A 16,467-nucleotide genomic window follows, 5' to 3' on the forward strand; every position below is an offset into this window, starting at 1 on the left:
TAGAGTTAGAGGAAAACTAGTTGTTTGCAGGAACAGTTTTGTAGATGTATTCTCCGATTAACACACCGAGGTCGGCTGGCAGGCTATGATCTGTTGATCCACCAGTCCATGCGGCTCCCCAGGCATTGTTTGAGGTTGAAAGTATTTTTTTGTAGACAACTTCTTTTGTCGCCACATCCTGTATTTCGACGAGGACATCCATATAGGAATTTCCTGCAAAAGCACCGCCCCAAAAACGAGCTGCACCTCCGGCTATGCGAATATCGCTGACGCTCAGGTTGACGATAACGCTCTTGCCCGTGAGAGTTTTGCCGGGGTCATCAGTTACGTTTTTATAAGCATTTTTGCTCTTTAACTGCCCAATGATGCGACTCTTACAATCAATTACGGCATGTGGATAGTCGCTTTGGATTTGGTCGGTGCTTTTGAAATCGTCAATGACGATATTGTCATATTTAGCTTTTAGTGGCGCTTCTACAGATATCGTCTCAATAGAGGCGAGCTCTATTTTTTCAACACCTGAAACCCCTGTGCTTACAGGTGTGCTGGGTTCCTCTCTTTCCGAGACGGGCGGTTGGCTCGTTCCACTCACACAGGCCGAAAACATGAATAGGATGCAAGTGATAGCAAGAATGTTGTTACAGGTATTTCGATTCAGATTCATTTATTAATTCTCCTTTCTGGTTTTATAAAAGTGCAAAGCTGTTGTGCACCTTAGCGGTTAATTGAATTAGCTTATTATGTTTCCAGCAGCGCTGAGCAGAAATTTTCAGGGCCACAAAATTTTCAGCAAAATTTTCAGGGCCAGGCCTTGGGAAATAAGAAAGTGATATTTCAAGACCTCACATATTTCATATCAAGACCCCGGCTTATGTGATTCGGCTTTTCTTTTTAAATTGATAGATTACGCTGTTGCAAGATTGCGTGAGCTAGTTTGAGAGGAGTGATACTTAACTTCTTTTTCTATTATTTTCCCCACTTTACTTTTAGCTATTTTCATATTGTACCGTACTTGTAGATTGAGCCAAAATTCTGGTTCAATTCCAAAATACTTGCCGAGACGTAACGCAGTATCAGCTGTAATTTCTCTTTTACCATGTATAATTTGACTGACCCGATTTGCCGGGACATTAAGGTCTTTTGCCAACTGATTTTGAGTGATTTCCATTGGCTTAAGAAATTCTTCCAGCAATACATCGCCCGGAGTGATTGGAGTTAGTTTAGTTGCCATAATTTTACCCCTTGTGATAGTCAATAATTTCTACGTCGAAGACGCTTTCTTCTGACCATACGAAACAAATACGCCACTGGTCGTTAATTCTAATACTGTTCTGTCCGCTTCTGGCGCCTTTTATTAACTGCTCAAGCCTATTTCCAGGAGGAACTCGCAAACTTTGCAAAGAAACAGCAGCGTTAAGAACCTCAAGTTTTATTCTTGCTGCTCTGGAAATATTTCTGAACTTTTTCACATCTAAATCGTCAAAAAGTTTTTCCGTATCTTTGCATTTGAAGAATTAAATCATAAAGATACGCTATGACGCTATACGTCATTCGTCAATAGAAATATTGGACTTAAGAGCGACAAACGACCAGCATAAGGGGCGGCGGCCACTGAAATAGTTTCAGAGAAAGCTGCTCCCCGCCGTCCCTCACTATGCCTACCAAACTAATAAGGGAAGTGTCCCTATTCTCCTATTTTCTCGTTAAAACCGGCGTGCTCGCGCGTCGTGCTTGAGCGAATTGTTAGTGTTTTTTTGCTGTTTTATAGCTTGAGAACCAGCTTCAAGCCCTCGTCGACTTGGTCTATGATATTGTTGGGTAGATGGTGAACTTTTTCAGTTAATAATGCTTTGTCGATGGTAATAACTTGAGAAATGTTAATAACGCTTTCTTTGGGCAATTTAGAGCTTTTACTGGATAAAAGTATATTCCCGGGGGCTGCCACTAAGCGTAGGTTTGAGGTAATTACAACGGCAATTATTGTGTTTATTTTGCTTTTGTTGAATTCGTTTGATTGGACTATGAGTAGTGGTCTTTTGTAGCCCGGCCCTGAACCAACAGGCTCAGGGGGTTCGGCCCACCAGATATCCCCGCGTTTTATTACCATTCTTCTTTCTCTATTGAGCTGAACTGCATAGTTGAAATGGTTCCGTTCAATTTTGCAGGCTCTGAAGAGTAGATTTCATCAAGCTGTTTAGTAATGAGTTCAGAAGGGTGTTGTTCTAAAAATTTTGCAACAGCCTCTGTGTACAGCTTGCTTCGCGAAAACCCATGGTTTTTTGCGTACTGGTCAGCTGCACGGAACAATTTGTCTGGTATTGAGATTGCAGTTTTCATGTCTAAAGTATAACTATGGTAATACTCAGTGTCAATTCGTTTTTTGAGAGCGTTAACGTTAAGCTAACCACACTGAAAATTGGGGGCTACACATCTGACAGACCTGATTCCCAACTTAATTTCACTTTCACTTTGTCAGATGTGTAGACCTGACCCCCTCTATTATTCCAAAATCACCAAATTGTTTTTCAAGTGCACCCCAATGGCTTCGCAATATGCCTCTATGTCGACAAAATGGGTGCAACCATACCCAATCTAAGACCCAGCATGACCTATCACTAAATTCTCTCCATCTAAAACAGCAACCACCTATTAAGCGCGTAGGTGTTTCAGAATGTTCTTCTGTCATTGCGTCAAAGGCTGCTTCCGTAAACAATAAACCATGATATTTGTGATCATCATATAAATGCTCGTCTGCCTCATATTGGATATGATCATATTTGAACTCTTTTTTGAAGTAACCAGCGAAAGTTTCAAGTATCGCACGCATTTCTTGAGAGGACGTTTTCTCTATGTCGTACCTCCCATTAGAAGAGATACATTTATCAATCACTGGAAGTGAAATAGTATATTTATCCATAAGTTTATGATTTACCCAATTGATGCGTTGGCTGAGATATTAGTTTCACCTGCCTGGTCGATAACCTGGCCGGATACTGTGCCTGAGATACTAATTTTTCCGCCTTTATTCACAACATCACCAGTAACCATTCCATGTATTTCTACAATAGCACCTTGTTCCACGATCAAAGCTTTGGTTGCCGTGCCGTGAAGAGTGAGAAAGCCGCCATTTTTGACAGTTACATTGCCAGTAAACATGCCATGCATTTTCAATTCTGAAGTTATTTCAACATCACCATCTATTTTTCCGTGTTCAGTATTCATGTATTCTCCTTAGCACATAACGATCGCGATAACTTGCCCAACTGGGAACTTTGATTGGGCAAAAATAAATTAAATCCCAAACTGCGAAAACCCATAAACGCGGCCCCATTGGGTCAAGTTAATTGTATGGTTATGTGATTTCATACAATTTAATTCGATATTTTTAGTAAGGTTTGCATATGCTTATTCTAACTTTTCTCATCTTGCTTGGTGATATACTGAAACCCTTTACTTGGAGACCAGCTGATTGCAATATCTGATTGCCCTTCATTGATAAAACCAATAATATTTTCTGGAACCTCTTCAACATTTAGAATATTTGCATTGACAACTACTCCTCTCATCCTTTTAATGTTCATTCTCATTACGACTGGAATTTTGCTCCACTCTGCATCTTGAAGACATTGCTTTTTTCTTTTATCTGTGATGTCTGTGTCTTTTATTGTTACTGACAATTCAGCACCATCTGCGATATTTCTAACTTTGACTTTGAAATATTCAAAGTTTGAACTATCAACTTTTATTATTCTAAAAATTCCGTCTATTCTATCATCTATTGCTTTTTCTCTTTGCTTCTTAAATATTTGCTTAACAGTTTTACTTTGTATGTCTTTGACGGCATTTATAGATATTTCGTCAGCATCTGATAATTTTTTTAATAATGTTGTTTGCATTGCATCAACACTTTCTTGCACTTGTTCTAATCCGGGATTGTATTTGTAAGCATTTGCCAAGATCTCCATACGCTTAATTTCTTGTTCTGAGGCAAATCTTCTTGCGTCAATCTCTTCCTTTTTCTGTATTGTTTGTTGCTCGGCAACAAACAAGTCTTTTTGGTGTTGAAGAAGAGTGCTCAATCCAGCGTTACCACCCCACATTAACCCAAGACCAAGAACAGTTATCACGTAATGTTTAGGTTCCATTTTTGTTGCCATATCTTTTGCAAAAATAGTTATTGTTTTTATAAGTTCCGCGACAACCTCTGAAGACCCTTCTGATATTTGAAATGTAATAGTAAGATTTTCTTTTTCATCATCAGTTAGTTTGTTTGCATTTAATTTACTATGAACAGCCAAGGCATAAGTTCTGAAAATAGTATTTTGAAGTTCAATCAAACCTTCCATGTTCTTAGCTGTAAGCGAGGCTTGGTGTTTAATACCTTTTAGTTTAATGTCTATTTTCGGCCAGTTTGAAAATACTAGCTCAAGATTCGAATGTTCGTCGAATGCGCCCTCTAGAGCCTGTTCGAAAATCTCCCATGCGTCATCCTCATTTTTAATTTTAATACTATTTATATCTTCACTCATCTGGCGTCCTTTGTTGAATGCAATTTTATATGATTTATTTTAATGGGTATCTGCTTAGGTATTTTCTCCGCAAGACATAATTAGGGTAATTAGGGGACAGAGCACGGTTTTGACGGGCTTTCAAAGGTGTGTCTTTTTATAAACCGTGGTCTGGTCCTCATTTGTTCCGTGGGAGCTGAGAGTAAATGTTTACCCGTGACATTGCTTACAAACATCCATGTGAAACTGTTTTGTATTTTGCCACTTTTGACAAATTGAAGGATTGGCAGCCCAATCTTCAGGTGTTGGGTCATCGTTTTTTTTTGACCAAAGGAAAGGATTTTGATGGTGAATGCCATAAGTCCAATCAAGAGCCAGAGTTGAAATAGTCTCATTGTTTTTAAGTGGTACGTTGTAAGGGAGAATCGGCCAATCAGCAAATTTCCCTCCTCGCACAAATTCTGGGACACGACCTGCTGCAGAGTCTGTGAGGGCCGCCCCAGCCCACTGTTGCTTTTGTTCCATTTCATATGCATCTATAATTGGCTTCCCAACGTACATAGCGTTTTTAGGATCAATAAATGCATTGCCGTATGCTATGCCAGCCCTCATACGAGTATTGCTGAACATTGTCACGAAAAGCAGCCATGCCACGCTTTGCAGCAACTCCTGTAAGCTTTCATCCGAGTCTTCATGAGTGAATAGCAGAATTGTATCGGAAAACCATGCAAGACCAATGTTTGAATTTTTGTTGATGTCATCGAAGTTTGGAACTGTTTCCGGCCAATCATTTTTATTTATAGAATGATGGAGAGCCTTACGGAACCACCCTAGTACATTACCTACAACAGTATCAAGTGGAGTACTACGGACAAGTTCCGAAAACCCGAGAATGTCACATATAGCTATTGTGTACTGTCTATTCATATATTTATATTTTACCGTGCTACACATAACGGCCAGCATCACCTGCACCAAGCAGATTTGCCGACCAACTTGGCAAATGCACGAAAGGCTGATATATTGATGGCCTTGAAAAAATCGCAGGCGTGCTTGGTGTCAGCGTGTATGCCATTGTTCGGCATTCTCTGCCGTTTTATTCTCTGTCAGCCAGATATTAGTTGCATAAGCCACTGCCTCTGGTTATATTAAGAGTAATTGGAATATCTAGTTTTTTGTTGCCGCTCGCACGGGCCTTATGAATGTAAGGGAAAGTGCTGTATCAAAGATTTTTTTGGTGCAAGCGTTGGGTGTCTGTATTAAGCAGGCCTTCATCAAAGTCTTCGGACGGAGGATGTCGTGGCAAAGCCTCTCACCTGAGAAACCGCATCTTAAATTAGTATATATTTCAATATAATTTAACAATTATCGTGTTAAATATATAAAGGCTAGTCATTAATTTGACTAGCCTTTCTTATTTGTGTGGGACTCTAACAAAATCATTCAGATAAATGTTTACATGTGTAGTGTTACTGTTGTCGACCTCTCCGTTAACGCTACATATAAATTTATAACCACTAAGAGTTGGTTTGCTAATATGCTTAACATCGAAATGAAACCCTGCATCCCATAGCAGACCTAGTCGGTAAATTCCTTTTAAGAAATGTTTTGGGTGTTTTTTTGCATCGTCATGTCTTAAATTGCCTTCATTCATTTTAGTAACTGGAAACACAAGATTCCGTGAGTCTTGGTAGCACCTAAGCTCCTTGTTTTCTTTAATAGAAGAGAAAACATTTTCATCAAGATTGCCGAAGTAAAATTCACGTAAAAAATCAAAAAATTCCCTACCCTCAGTTATAAAATTTTTATTAGGTAGTAATAGGTAATGCCTCCTTGAAGGGCGCTTTTTGATTTTCAAACCATTGCGTATAGTCTGCAATAATTCATGCCCAAATTCTTCAATGTCCTTGAAATGGTTAAGTATATAGTCGTAATAGGTTGTTGTTTTATTGAGCGGTTGTATGTCTGCAAATGGGAAAAATAATTTTTTAAGAATAGTTGATCCTTTGTATTGGACATAGACAACTCTGATCGTTTTAGGTGCTTTTCTTGAAACGGTTTGAGCAAAACTATCAATAAATTTTTCTATAACAACTTCTTTGTAAACAGGTTGTTTTTCTTGAACAGTAAGAAACGTAACAGCGTTATCTTTTTTTAGTCCATTTCTTTCTAACCATTTCAGTAGTATGGGTTCATCTTTGGCTGCTATTCCAGCAATAATAATATGATGCACCGTTTTACCTTTTTTTAATTAAGTAACTAATGATATCTAGAGGTAAAACTACTTTTGATCGTTTGTTTGCAGGAATAGCCTGTATTATCTCTTCGAGAAGAGTCGATTTATCCCCTGCAAACGACTTATCTATATGTTTTTCAAACATAGATAAATCAATTTTGTTTTTTTCTGACCATTTTTTTATATTTGTAAATATCTGAGTGATGACACTCTGCTCCATCTGTTTTAGGTTTATAGGAATTTTGGCATCGATCAAATAATCATTCTCTATTTCAACCATAGAATCATCTTCTTTGGCGAATGTAAATCTGTATGGTGGTGAGGTGGTGAAGTAAACATTCGGTTGTGCTTTGCATTTAGATGCAAAGGCAAACAATAAGGTTCTTGGAATTTTAGTTAGAAAATGCAACGCTTCGCTGTCTAATTTATTGGCACTTTCATGCAATATTTTTTCAATTTCCTCTTTGTCATCAATAGTCGCAATTGCAGTTCTCTCTTTCTCGGGGCCACAAGCTACCGTATACCCATCCATTGACTCTACAAATTCTCGTAGATTGCCAATCATTAAACCATTTTTTTTAAGGATGCCCCCAAGTTGAGACAAATAAAGTGGTTTAGGGGAATTAGGATATATTTTTTTTATAAAATCTGCTGTTTTTTGCATCACATCTCCCTATTTGCATGGATTTTATTTGTTCCCAATAAAGTAGCTAGCTTAATCATTTATGGATATTTATCACCCAAAATTTTACAAGGATGTCTAATGATGTCCTCTTTCAAGGAGTTATGTAGGGAGCCGAACAAGTTATTAACTGGACGGAATCCGTCCTGTCAACACCACAAATTGTGGTGTTATCCATAAAGCAAAAAGTGCGCCAGATATTCATTGCTGGTTCTCATGTCGTGTCAACGTGATCAAAAATCCAGAGGGCTTTTTGCTTCTTTGGTGGTTTTACACGGTATGCAATGAGTTTAAATCATCGTTGTTTTTACATCGGTTTAGCCCAACCGCCAGCCCCCAACCGCCACAAAAATCGAGAAAATATCGGAGCCATTTCCCCTAATAAACAGCGGATGGCGCATGGATTGTCCGTTGTTCTAAAACTCTGTTGAATCGGGCTGCAACATTTTCCGGGACTTGCAACATGTCCCTAATTACTCTGATATAAAATTAACGTGGAATTAATAGTGACTCGAATGACTATCTCTTCTACTCAGTAGCTGATAGGAAGTCAATTGATAATAAAGAGGGCTTATTGGGGGGGGGCGTACAGCGACGCTTGAGGAAGGGGCTGTAGGAGGCTTTTAGGGCTTCCATGTTGAAAATTTACTCCCGTTATTGTTACCCCCGAAGACATCATTCTGCTCGGGTAGCCAGTTCCGGTTCATCCGGCATACGATCTGATGTGTTACCAGTTGATACAAAAGGTCCGGTCAATTATGGTTTGAGGATTCTAGCCTGGATTCTTACAAGATGAATTTCGCCAACACGTTGGATCGGCGGCCAGATAATCACCGGTAAGCTGGTAGGCTGCGCCCCGGCAACCATAGCATTCGGCGGCTTTGTCACAGGTGCGGCACTCGCCTTTAATCATCTCCCGAAAATTTTTCAGATTGTTCACAACCTCACTGTTTTTCAGTATAGCAGCCAACGGTTGCTGACGAATATTGCCAATAGCGATGGTGACACCGACACAGGGCATGACATTGCCGGTGGCGGTTACTACACAGGAGACTTGATGGCGCATGCATTTGTTGCCGGCCAGGGGCGGTTGTGGGTCCCAATCTCGACCATAGATATCACGGTCTATTTCGGCCAGCTTGGTAAATATTTTTTTAAGCTCGTTGGGGGAAACTTCGAGCCAGGTGTTCTGTTTGGCGTTGCCCTGTGGGGTAATTACCTCAAAATACGGCTCAATATTCTGGTCCCGCAGCCATTTCCACATTTGGGGTAATTCATCGATATTTTGCTGACAGATTATGGTGCTGATGGCCAAGAAGGCATCACTTGATGGGTAACCGGCCAGTTTCAAGTTGGCAAGGGCCTGCTGGATAATCTGAAAAGCCCCATTTTTTCCGGCCAGGCGGTCTTGGAGGGCCTCATCCTGGGAGTTTTGCTTTAAAACGACCCTGACCTTGTTGGCGGCCAGGAAGTTGGCCAGCTCAGGGGTAATGCCACTGCCGTTGGTGAACATTTCAATGTCCAGCCCCTCTTTTTTGATGAAATTGATCATCTCTTGAAGATGGGGGTAGATACTTGGCTCACCGCCAAGGATGATAATTTTTCCAGCGCCCAGGCCTTTGGCCTGAAGTATAACATCCCTCAACTCTTCCCTGGAGAGTTCTTGTTCCAGCTCCTCTTTAGTTGGGACATAACAGTACGAACAACGAAAATTACAGCGTCGGCTGAACTCAATCTCCATAGATAAAAGCCGGTTGGCGGCGACAGCCTTTTTGATCTCTTCTTCAGAAAACTCAAGATTATATGTTTGCATAGTTTTTATTGCTCATCAAGTTCTGTGAATTGGTTCATCTTTGTCCAGCGTGCTACTTCTTTCTCGTATCTTCCCTGCCAACCGTGCTTCTTCAGCATCCGACCATAATACAATTTCATAACAGGCTTAAAAAGGTATCGCCAGATAGAAGTCCATCCTTTACCGTGCTCTTGGGCTTCTTTGGAAGGATTCCACCAGCCAAGAACCATTTGCCGATGGTACCAGAAAAGATATTGCAGCAGGGCGGTGTCTAAGTGTTTGGTCTTCACATTGGCCCATAAGCCGTTATATTTGCTGAAGTCAGTCGTATTGGTGACGAGCCCTTCACCAATAAGATGCTCTCTCATCTCTGTTTTGGGATACGGGGTCAGGATTTGGCAATAGGCAGCATCTGCCTTTATAGATTTTAAAAATGAGTAGTTTTCGACGATGGAGTCTTCATCGTCCTCGGGAAAACCGAAGATTAAACCTCCAACAACCATCATGCCGTATTTATGGCAATTCTCAATAGCCTTTCGAGATGCCTCGCAGATATCACCTTTTCCTGCTGTCGTTAAATTCTTCTTTGAAGCGTTTTCAATACCAAGAAATACCGATTTGAAGCCTGCTTCGGCCATTTTCTTGACCATTGCCTCATTTCTAGACATTGAAACACAATCCGCCTGCACAACCAGGTTCAGATTTTTATAGTTCTGGGCGATAATAGCATCGCAAAGTTCGATGACTCGGCTTGGGTTAAGAACCATATTGTCATCGACAACGAAAGCCCACCGCGTTTTTCGGTTGTAGTAGATGTCATCAAGATCTTTGAGCACACGGTCAATTGGGAAGGCTCTGAATGATCGGCCATACATATGTTTCATACTGCAAAAATTGCACGTTCGAGTGCACCCTCTGGATGTCTCAAGAAGTTCAATTTTGTTGTAGGTTATATGATAGCCCCAGGTAAGCCTGCGCTTGTCTCGCACCGGCAGTTTCAGGGTGCTCAAATCAAGATTTTCCCCCCGAGGATTATGAATAAACTGACCATTTTCTCGGTAAGACAGCGCCGGGATATCAGCCAGAGTATCACGACCATCTAAGGCATTAACCAAGCGGCGGCAAACCTCTTCTCCTTCACCTCGCACCATGAAATCAATACATTCAGATTCTGCCGCGGCACTGATCTCTTCATACATAAGGGTAGCGTGATAGCCGCCGATCACAATTTTAACATCGGGCAATATACGTTTTACCAGTCTGGCGATTTTTATGCAGGTCTCATACTGCCAGGCCATGGCCGAGAGCCCCACAAGATCCGGCTTGATACGTACCAAGGTTTTGGTGAGATATTTTTTTATTGAACGTCTTTTGCGAATAAGATCGATAAGATAGACATCATGCTCTGTGTCGATATTCCCTGCCACACTGGCAATCCCATGATTTGGCATGTGGATTGCCGATTCGTGAATGATCAGCGGGACAACGTCCGGCATGGAGATCAGGATAACTTTCATAAGAGACTCATTAATTTCCTGTGGCAAACGATTGCTGTACCAAGTTTTTCAACTCTGAAACCGAGGGCATGTTGTTCTGGTAATCCGGGTCGATGCTGTCAATAAATTCCACCATGATTTTATTTCTGATACCTGTGTTAAACAGGAATTTGCCTGGAGCAAAGAGTTTATTGCTGTTGTGAATACGCAGAACTTTGATTGGTGCCTGTCAGAGTCTGGCAATTTTAAGTGCCCCGTTGTTCAACGGGCCAATCTGTTCGGCGCTGTTTCTAGTCCCTTCAGGGAAAATAATAAGATTACCGCCTTGCCTCAAATACTCAGCCATCTGTTCAATCTGGTTGATCATCTGGTAGGAGAATTTTTCGTCGGTCGTTGAAGGCAAATAACCCGCCGTTTTCATAAGCCAGCTAAAGATCGGCACATGAAAGAACCTGGTTTTGACAATGGTTTTATGCCGCTCAAACAGGGAGATCATAATCAGAGGATCCAGATAGGAAACATGATTGCAGATAATAACCGAGGATCTGATCTTTAGGATATCCGTGTCGATATGCCATGAATGTCTTGGAATAATGGCCTTTGCCAGCTTAAAAAAAACTCTGTAATAAATATGGTGCAAACGCTGAAAAGCGAGTTCTCGATTTTTGGAAAACAGATAGGCAATCAAGTACAACAGAACGAAAAAGAAGAGAAAGCCAAAAATAAAATAGGCCCAGAGAATCAGGGTTACAACAAGATCAACCAATTGCGTGCCAAATCTGGGCAAAGGAACATTAGTTGGTTTCGGGACTGCCATTTTTTATCAAGAGACAGGTATTTACCCCGCCAAAAGCAAAATTCTGGATAGAAGCAATGTTAATGTTTGCCGGAGTCAACTTCCTGGTGTGGTTAATCATGCTGCATCGTTCATCGACGTTGTCCAGGTTCAAAGTAGGCGCGATAAAACCCTCTTCCATCATGTATAAGGTTGAAATCAGTTCAATGGCCCCGCATGAGCCCATGGTGTGGCCTGTGTAGCTTTTCAGTGCGGTAACCAGCGGTGCATTGCCATAGACAGCAGCAATGGCTTGGGCCTCAATAACATCGCCCATTTTGGTGCCGGTGGCATGGGCACTGATGAAATCGACATCCCCCGGCTTGATTCCGGCACTTTCAAGAGCAATGTTAAGTGTGGCGGTGATGCCGTTCAGATTGGGGAGAATCAGATCGCCGCCGTTGTTGTTACAGGCAAAACCGATTACCTCAGCCAGGATAGTGGCGCCACGGTTCTTTGCTGATTCGTACTCCTCCAGCAAGACGGCACCGGCCCCTTCACCAACCACCAGGCCATCACGGTTGGCATCGAAAGGTCGGGGGGTGCATTGGGGAGTGTCGTTATAGGAGGTTGAACAGGCCAGCAGGTTGTCGAAGACGGCAACAGTGGTGGTGTCATATTCATCGGCTCCACCGCAAATCATGGCGTCTTGCATCCCATACTTAACCATTTCGTAGCCAAATCCAACCGACTGACTGCTGGTTGTACATGCCGTTGACGAGGCTATTACCCGCCCGGTGATCTCGAACATTCTGGTAATATTCACCGCCGTAGTATGGACCATTGATTTCAGGTAATCAACAGCGCCAATGGTAGAAAACTCGGATTTTAAATTACTGAAAAAGGTCTTGTAGATGTCACGCTGCACTGTTGGGCTGCCATGGGTTGAGCCAAAAGCTACACCTAAACGCCCGGAGGAGATGAACTCCTGGGTAAGCCCGGCTCTTTCTAAAATATCCTTAGTTACCTGACAGGCATAAAAAGCCACCGGCCCCATGGTCTTGCGGTAATGACGTTTGAAGTCGTAGGCAATTGGGTAATCAACAGTTCCAAAAACATGCGAGTGAAGATATTCAGTAAGTAAACCATCACTGCGGAGGGGCTTGACTCCGGAAACCCCTTCTTTAAGGCTTCGGATTATATCTGCTTTGGCGTGGCCTATCGGGGTGATTGCTGAACATCCGGTAATAACGACTCTTCGTTCCATTGAAAAGGCCTGGTTATTTTTTTCGATCAGCGACTATAGCTTCGACATAATCTAAAATATCGTTGATAGTTCTGATCTCCATGGCTTTTTCTTTCTCTGCTCTGGAGAGAGTGTAACCAAGTATTTTTTCGATTTCGCCCAATAATTCAATGGCATCAATACTGTCAAAGCCATGGTCGTCTCGGAGGTTGTCTTCTAACCCAGGATTTTCAAACTCAAATAACTCTTCGAAAATCTGTAATATTTTAGCCTGTATTTCAGCTCTATTCATGATATGTGGATTTATTGATATGTTATTATGTTGAACCGGTCAAAAAAGTTCACTGACAGGTCATTTCTAAGTCACTAAAAAGAAAAACCAACCATAAGATTACTTGAATTCAATGGAACATTGGGCTCTCTCTGTCCGCCATTTGAAACATGGCTGAAGCGATATTCGATCTTGAGGTTACGTGACAAGCCGGCATCAAATTCAGCCCCTACTCCAAACATATATGTGCCATTAACATCTTTGGACATGCCCGGAATATCTGCATCGATGTAAACGGGACCTCCTCCAGCCAGCAAATATGGATTGTAGCCGGTATGCAGGTCTGTAAAAGACCAGAGTCCTATAAAATTAATACCAGTCATTACACCGCTATCAGGGGCAAAAATATAATGAACCGGCACTTCACATCTGACGGAATGATACCCCTTCAACCATGAAGGGCCAAACTCCTCAGACAACACCCTTTCGTAACTGCCCGCCAGATAAATAGACTCAACCCAAACCTCCGTTTGGCCTAAGTTGGTGTGGGTGAAACTATAGCCGCCCATGGCGTTCCATTTTGAATCACCCATTTCTGCTTCTGCAGCTGGGGTGAAAGACAAACTTACACAGAAACAAATAAACAGACCAAGCCAGTTTCTTATTCGATGACTATGCATTTTTAGTCCTCACGATTAGTAGCCTTAGGCGGGGTAAAAAGTGCGTTCCATGCTGTGGTGGAATGACCCATTGGCAAACACAACAAGGCCCACTATATCTAAATAACCCTATGAAATCACCAACTTTGTTATGTTAGTTTTGTTAAATCAAAACAAAACAGTAACATGGCCTTACTTTTTTAGATGGTTTCCAGGATATACCGTTTCATGGTACAATTCCTATCTTCTTGAGAGGTGTAATCATTTCATCATAAAAAGAGAGTGCCCAAATACAAAGGAGTCCAACCATGATCAGATATATGTTGATGAGTGTCATTGCCGCTATGTTCCTCTGTACTGCTCATGCGGGAGCCAAAGAGATCAACCTCGGCACCGGAGAAACCTTCCGCCAGGGAGACCTTACGGTCACTTGCGGTCAATTAACACCTGACACCCCATTGACCCTCAAAGACTGCCAGTACTGGGATACTTTTAATGAAAAATGTCTGTTTGAAAAAACAATCTATTCCTATAAAAATCTCGAATGCGTCGAGGATTGTCAACACTGGGACAAGTTTAACGCCACCTGCCATTACCAGACGAAGTGCACTTTTTACCCGCCCCATATGGCCTTTGTGAAGACCACTTGCGAGAAGTTTGACGATTTCAACGATACCTGTCTGAAAACGAAAGAGACAAAAATAGGCCGCTGAATTTGAGTCGGGCCACGTCATAGAAAGACAGGGCTTTTATAGCTACTCTCCATTACAGTCCAAAACAACTACAGGCCTTACGAATAGAGTGTCGATCAATTGTCTCAAGCCTATCTATTTCGGCAAGCACTTCAACTCGCCCATGATGAACAATCGCCTCACGATTGACCAGATCAGGTTTCCCATTCATGACCACGCCAAAGAGTTCACAACCGATTCCGCGCAAGGCGTTAATTGTCAGTAATGTTTGATTAATAGCACCTAAGCGATTTTCGGCGACCACCAGAACCGGAAGCCCAAATTTTTTAATGAGATCAATGACAAGATGTTTGTCATTTAAAGGAACGAAAACACCGCCAGCACCTTCAACAATCAGAGAGCCCTGGCAATGTGGCAATGCAATTCTATCAATATCAATGACAACACCATCGTGGGCCGCCGAGGCATGGGGTGACAGTGGCTGGCTCAAACAGTAAGACTCGGGGAAAACATCTCCCGTTGTCTCACTGAATTTACGTACAAATTGACTGTCGGTCTGGTCATGCATGCCACTTTGAATCGGCTTCCAGTATGAGGCATTCAGTCCTGTTACCAGTATCGTTGAAACTACGGTTTTGCCAACAGAGGTATCTGTGCCTGTAACAAAGAGTTTATCCGGAAAGGGTCTGGTCATCGTTTCTTTTTTGCTCGTAGAATATCAAAGACATAAGTCATTTTAAGGGTTTCACCTTTCAAGCTCAACTCCCAGCCACGGATTAAACGCCGCATTTGACCTGCGGTTAGGACTAAACCATCTTTTTGGGCATTAGTACCTGTCAATTTCAGAGAACGAAAAAAATAGTCGGTGCTGGGATACTCTATCTCGATAGATTTTGAAACGGATTCAAGTGAATCAAAAACAGTTGCCACTTCTTGATTAATTTTCGCACTGTTCGGCAACAGATTCGCAGTACAAGGCACATTAAGCCGATTAGAGGCAGAATACCATTGGGCAAACGACCCCTGCACAAGACATGAAAAAATAAATTCACCGCCGGGAATCAATGAGTCGTAAACACGATGCAGGGTCTGCTGAAAATCAGAAAACCACTGTACTGTAAGCCCTGATATTACTGCGGCATAGGCATTTTTGTCTGATAATTGTTCAGCATCCAGAATCGTACACTGAAAATCATTGGGCGGTGTCCTAAGTTTCTCAATTTTTTGCTGACATTGTTCAACCATCCTCACTGAGATATCAGAAAATATCAGTTTTCGAGAACCTAAGAGCCGACTGATCTCAGCACTCATCTGCCCAGTTCCACAACCTATCTCTAAAATTGTTCCTTTCTGCAGGGATGCACAGGCCAGCCCGACATGCGTTAGCAGGAGGTCTGCCGCTTGATTCTGCATTCTGGCAAAACTGTCATAAGTCGTTGAGGCCCTTGAAAAATTGGCTTCTATACGTTTTTTAGTCGATTTGACTACCACAAAGTTTATCCCTTATAATCTCAAGACACTGTTGAACATGCGTAAAAGGCAAACCGTGACCCGCGCCATTGATTTGAAAGAGTGTACCTGTAAGTTTTTTTTGAAGTTCATCGGCACGATCTACAGGTACAATACGATCATTAGAACCGTGCAAAATCAAAACTTTCACATCCCTCAACGGTTCATACTGGAGGCAAACAGTATCAAGCAGGTCCAGGTCTGCTGCCAGTAAATCAAGATTAAGCAAAGCGATATCGGGAACCTCGCCGTACCACGAACAATCCCGATAAAAGTCTTTGAGCAGCTGGTCTGGTTCACGCTGCAAACGGACCTGCATCCGGTTAATGTGCTTTCTACTTATTTGATTTGCAGGATTATGACCATGAAAACAGACAAAACCGCCCAACACAACAATCATATCAACTGAGTTCAACTGGTCTTTAGTGAAAAAATGTAACCCCAATGAATGGCAGACAAGAACGTTATATCCACTGTGCAGTATTTGGGGAAAGGCATTCTCATTCCCCCAATAGCCACGGTCTAAAAAAGTAAGATCTGATCCTTGCAGTTGGGACAACCAGCCTTTAAAGCAGTCCCGGTTAAAGCCCCAGCCGTGCTG

General features: G+C 42.0%; 20 protein-coding genes and 1 pseudogene. 1 reads left to right on the forward strand and 20 read right to left on the reverse strand.

Annotated features, from left to right (window positions below; genetic code table 11):
• Positions 1-16: 16 nt before the first annotated feature.
• From HQK80_04280 to HQK80_04360, 17 genes and pseudogenes are all read right to left on the reverse strand, one after another.
• On the reverse strand, positions 17-664 hold the full coding sequence (locus tag HQK80_04280) for a DUF4410 domain-containing protein (GenBank protein MBF0221441.1): 648 nt from the start codon (positions 662-664) through the stop codon (positions 17-19).
• Between the two features lie 240 nt (positions 665-904).
• Complete coding sequence (locus HQK80_04285) at positions 905-1,249, reverse strand: HigA family addiction module antidote protein (GenBank protein ID MBF0221442.1); 345 nt, start codon at positions 1,247-1,249, stop codon at positions 905-907.
• Positions 1,236-1,523: pseudogene (locus HQK80_04290) on the reverse strand (type II toxin-antitoxin system RelE/ParE family toxin). The gene HQK80_04285 and the pseudogene HQK80_04290 overlap by 14 nt, the downstream one beginning before the upstream one ends.
• A gap of 239 nt (positions 1,524-1,762) precedes the next feature.
• Positions 1,763-2,101 carry a type II toxin-antitoxin system PemK/MazF family toxin gene (locus tag HQK80_04295; GenBank protein MBF0221443.1) on the reverse strand — a complete coding sequence of 113 codons (339 nt, stop codon included), beginning with the start codon at positions 2,099-2,101 and terminating at the stop codon, positions 1,763-1,765.
• Positions 2,101-2,337, reverse strand: a complete 237-nt coding sequence (locus tag HQK80_04300; protein ID MBF0221444.1) for a hypothetical protein — start codon at positions 2,335-2,337, stop codon at positions 2,101-2,103. The genes HQK80_04295 and HQK80_04300 overlap by 1 nt, the downstream gene beginning before the upstream one ends.
• Positions 2,338-2,464: 127 nt before the next feature.
• The gene (locus HQK80_04305; GenBank protein MBF0221445.1) at positions 2,465-2,917 is read right to left on the reverse strand and encodes a hypothetical protein; all 453 of its coding nucleotides are present in this window, start codon (positions 2,915-2,917) and stop codon (positions 2,465-2,467) included.
• A gap of 11 nt (positions 2,918-2,928) precedes the next feature.
• Positions 2,929-3,222, reverse strand: coding sequence for a hypothetical protein (locus tag HQK80_04310; GenBank protein MBF0221446.1), 294 nt, complete (start codon positions 3,220-3,222; stop codon positions 2,929-2,931).
• Between the two features lie 188 nt (positions 3,223-3,410).
• Positions 3,411-4,529 (reverse strand): hypothetical protein, encoded by a 1,119-nt coding sequence (locus HQK80_04315; protein MBF0221447.1) that lies wholly within the window; start codon positions 4,527-4,529, stop codon positions 3,411-3,413.
• 189 nt (positions 4,530-4,718) lie between these two features.
• On the reverse strand, positions 4,719-5,462 hold the full coding sequence (locus tag HQK80_04320; protein MBF0221448.1) for a hypothetical protein: 744 nt from the start codon (positions 5,460-5,462) through the stop codon (positions 4,719-4,721).
• 460 nt (positions 5,463-5,922) lie between these two features.
• The gene (locus tag HQK80_04325; protein MBF0221449.1) at positions 5,923-6,741 is read right to left on the reverse strand and encodes a hypothetical protein; all 819 of its coding nucleotides are present in this window, start codon (positions 6,739-6,741) and stop codon (positions 5,923-5,925) included.
• A gap of 4 nt (positions 6,742-6,745) precedes the next feature.
• Positions 6,746-7,408 carry a hypothetical protein gene (locus tag HQK80_04330; protein ID MBF0221450.1) on the reverse strand — a complete coding sequence of 221 codons (663 nt, stop codon included), beginning with the start codon at positions 7,406-7,408 and terminating at the stop codon, positions 6,746-6,748.
• A 790-nt stretch (positions 7,409-8,198) separates the two neighbouring features.
• Positions 8,199-9,239: a radical SAM protein gene (locus tag HQK80_04335; GenBank protein ID MBF0221451.1), complete on the reverse strand. Its 1,041-nt coding sequence runs from the start codon at positions 9,237-9,239 to the stop codon at positions 8,199-8,201.
• A gap of 5 nt (positions 9,240-9,244) precedes the next feature.
• Complete coding sequence (locus HQK80_04340; GenBank protein ID MBF0221452.1) at positions 9,245-10,735, reverse strand: cobalamin-dependent protein; 1,491 nt, start codon at positions 10,733-10,735, stop codon at positions 9,245-9,247.
• Positions 10,736-10,943: 208 nt separating this feature from the next.
• Positions 10,944-11,531 carry a 1-acyl-sn-glycerol-3-phosphate acyltransferase gene (locus tag HQK80_04345; GenBank protein MBF0221453.1) on the reverse strand — a complete coding sequence of 196 codons (588 nt, stop codon included), beginning with the start codon at positions 11,529-11,531 and terminating at the stop codon, positions 10,944-10,946.
• On the reverse strand, positions 11,509-12,756 hold the full coding sequence (locus HQK80_04350; protein ID MBF0221454.1) for a 3-oxoacyl-ACP synthase: 1,248 nt from the start codon (positions 12,754-12,756) through the stop codon (positions 11,509-11,511). The genes HQK80_04345 and HQK80_04350 overlap by 23 nt, the downstream gene beginning before the upstream one ends.
• Positions 12,757-12,769: 13 nt before the next feature.
• Positions 12,770-13,027, reverse strand: coding sequence for an acyl carrier protein (locus HQK80_04355; protein MBF0221455.1), 258 nt, complete (start codon positions 13,025-13,027; stop codon positions 12,770-12,772).
• 74 nt (positions 13,028-13,101) lie between these two features.
• Entirely contained in the window at positions 13,102-13,599 is a 498-nt protein-coding gene (locus HQK80_04360) for an acyloxyacyl hydrolase (protein MBF0221456.1), read from the reverse strand.
• A 374-nt stretch (positions 13,600-13,973) separates the two neighbouring features.
• Between HQK80_04360 and HQK80_04365 the strand changes: the two genes are divergently transcribed.
• Positions 13,974-14,378, forward strand: coding sequence for a hypothetical protein (locus HQK80_04365; protein MBF0221457.1), 405 nt, complete (start codon positions 13,974-13,976; stop codon positions 14,376-14,378).
• A gap of 52 nt (positions 14,379-14,430) precedes the next feature.
• Here the strand turns inward: HQK80_04365 and bioD are convergent, their stop codons facing one another.
• From bioD to HQK80_04380, 3 genes are all read right to left on the reverse strand, one after another.
• Positions 14,431-15,051, reverse strand: a complete 621-nt coding sequence (gene bioD / locus HQK80_04370) for a dethiobiotin synthase (protein MBF0221458.1) — start codon at positions 15,049-15,051, stop codon at positions 14,431-14,433.
• Entirely contained in the window at positions 15,048-15,848 is an 801-nt protein-coding gene (locus HQK80_04375) for a methyltransferase domain-containing protein (protein ID MBF0221459.1), read from the reverse strand. The genes bioD and HQK80_04375 overlap by 4 nt, the downstream gene beginning before the upstream one ends.
• Positions 15,829-16,467, reverse strand: a 639-nt coding sequence (locus HQK80_04380) for an alpha/beta hydrolase (protein MBF0221460.1), incomplete at its 5' end; no start/stop codon positions are given. The genes HQK80_04375 and HQK80_04380, both read right to left, overlap by 20 nt.

Source organism: Desulfobulbaceae bacterium, assembly GCA_015231515.1.
GTDB lineage: Bacteria > Desulfobacterota > Desulfobulbia > Desulfobulbales > VMSU01 > JADGBM01.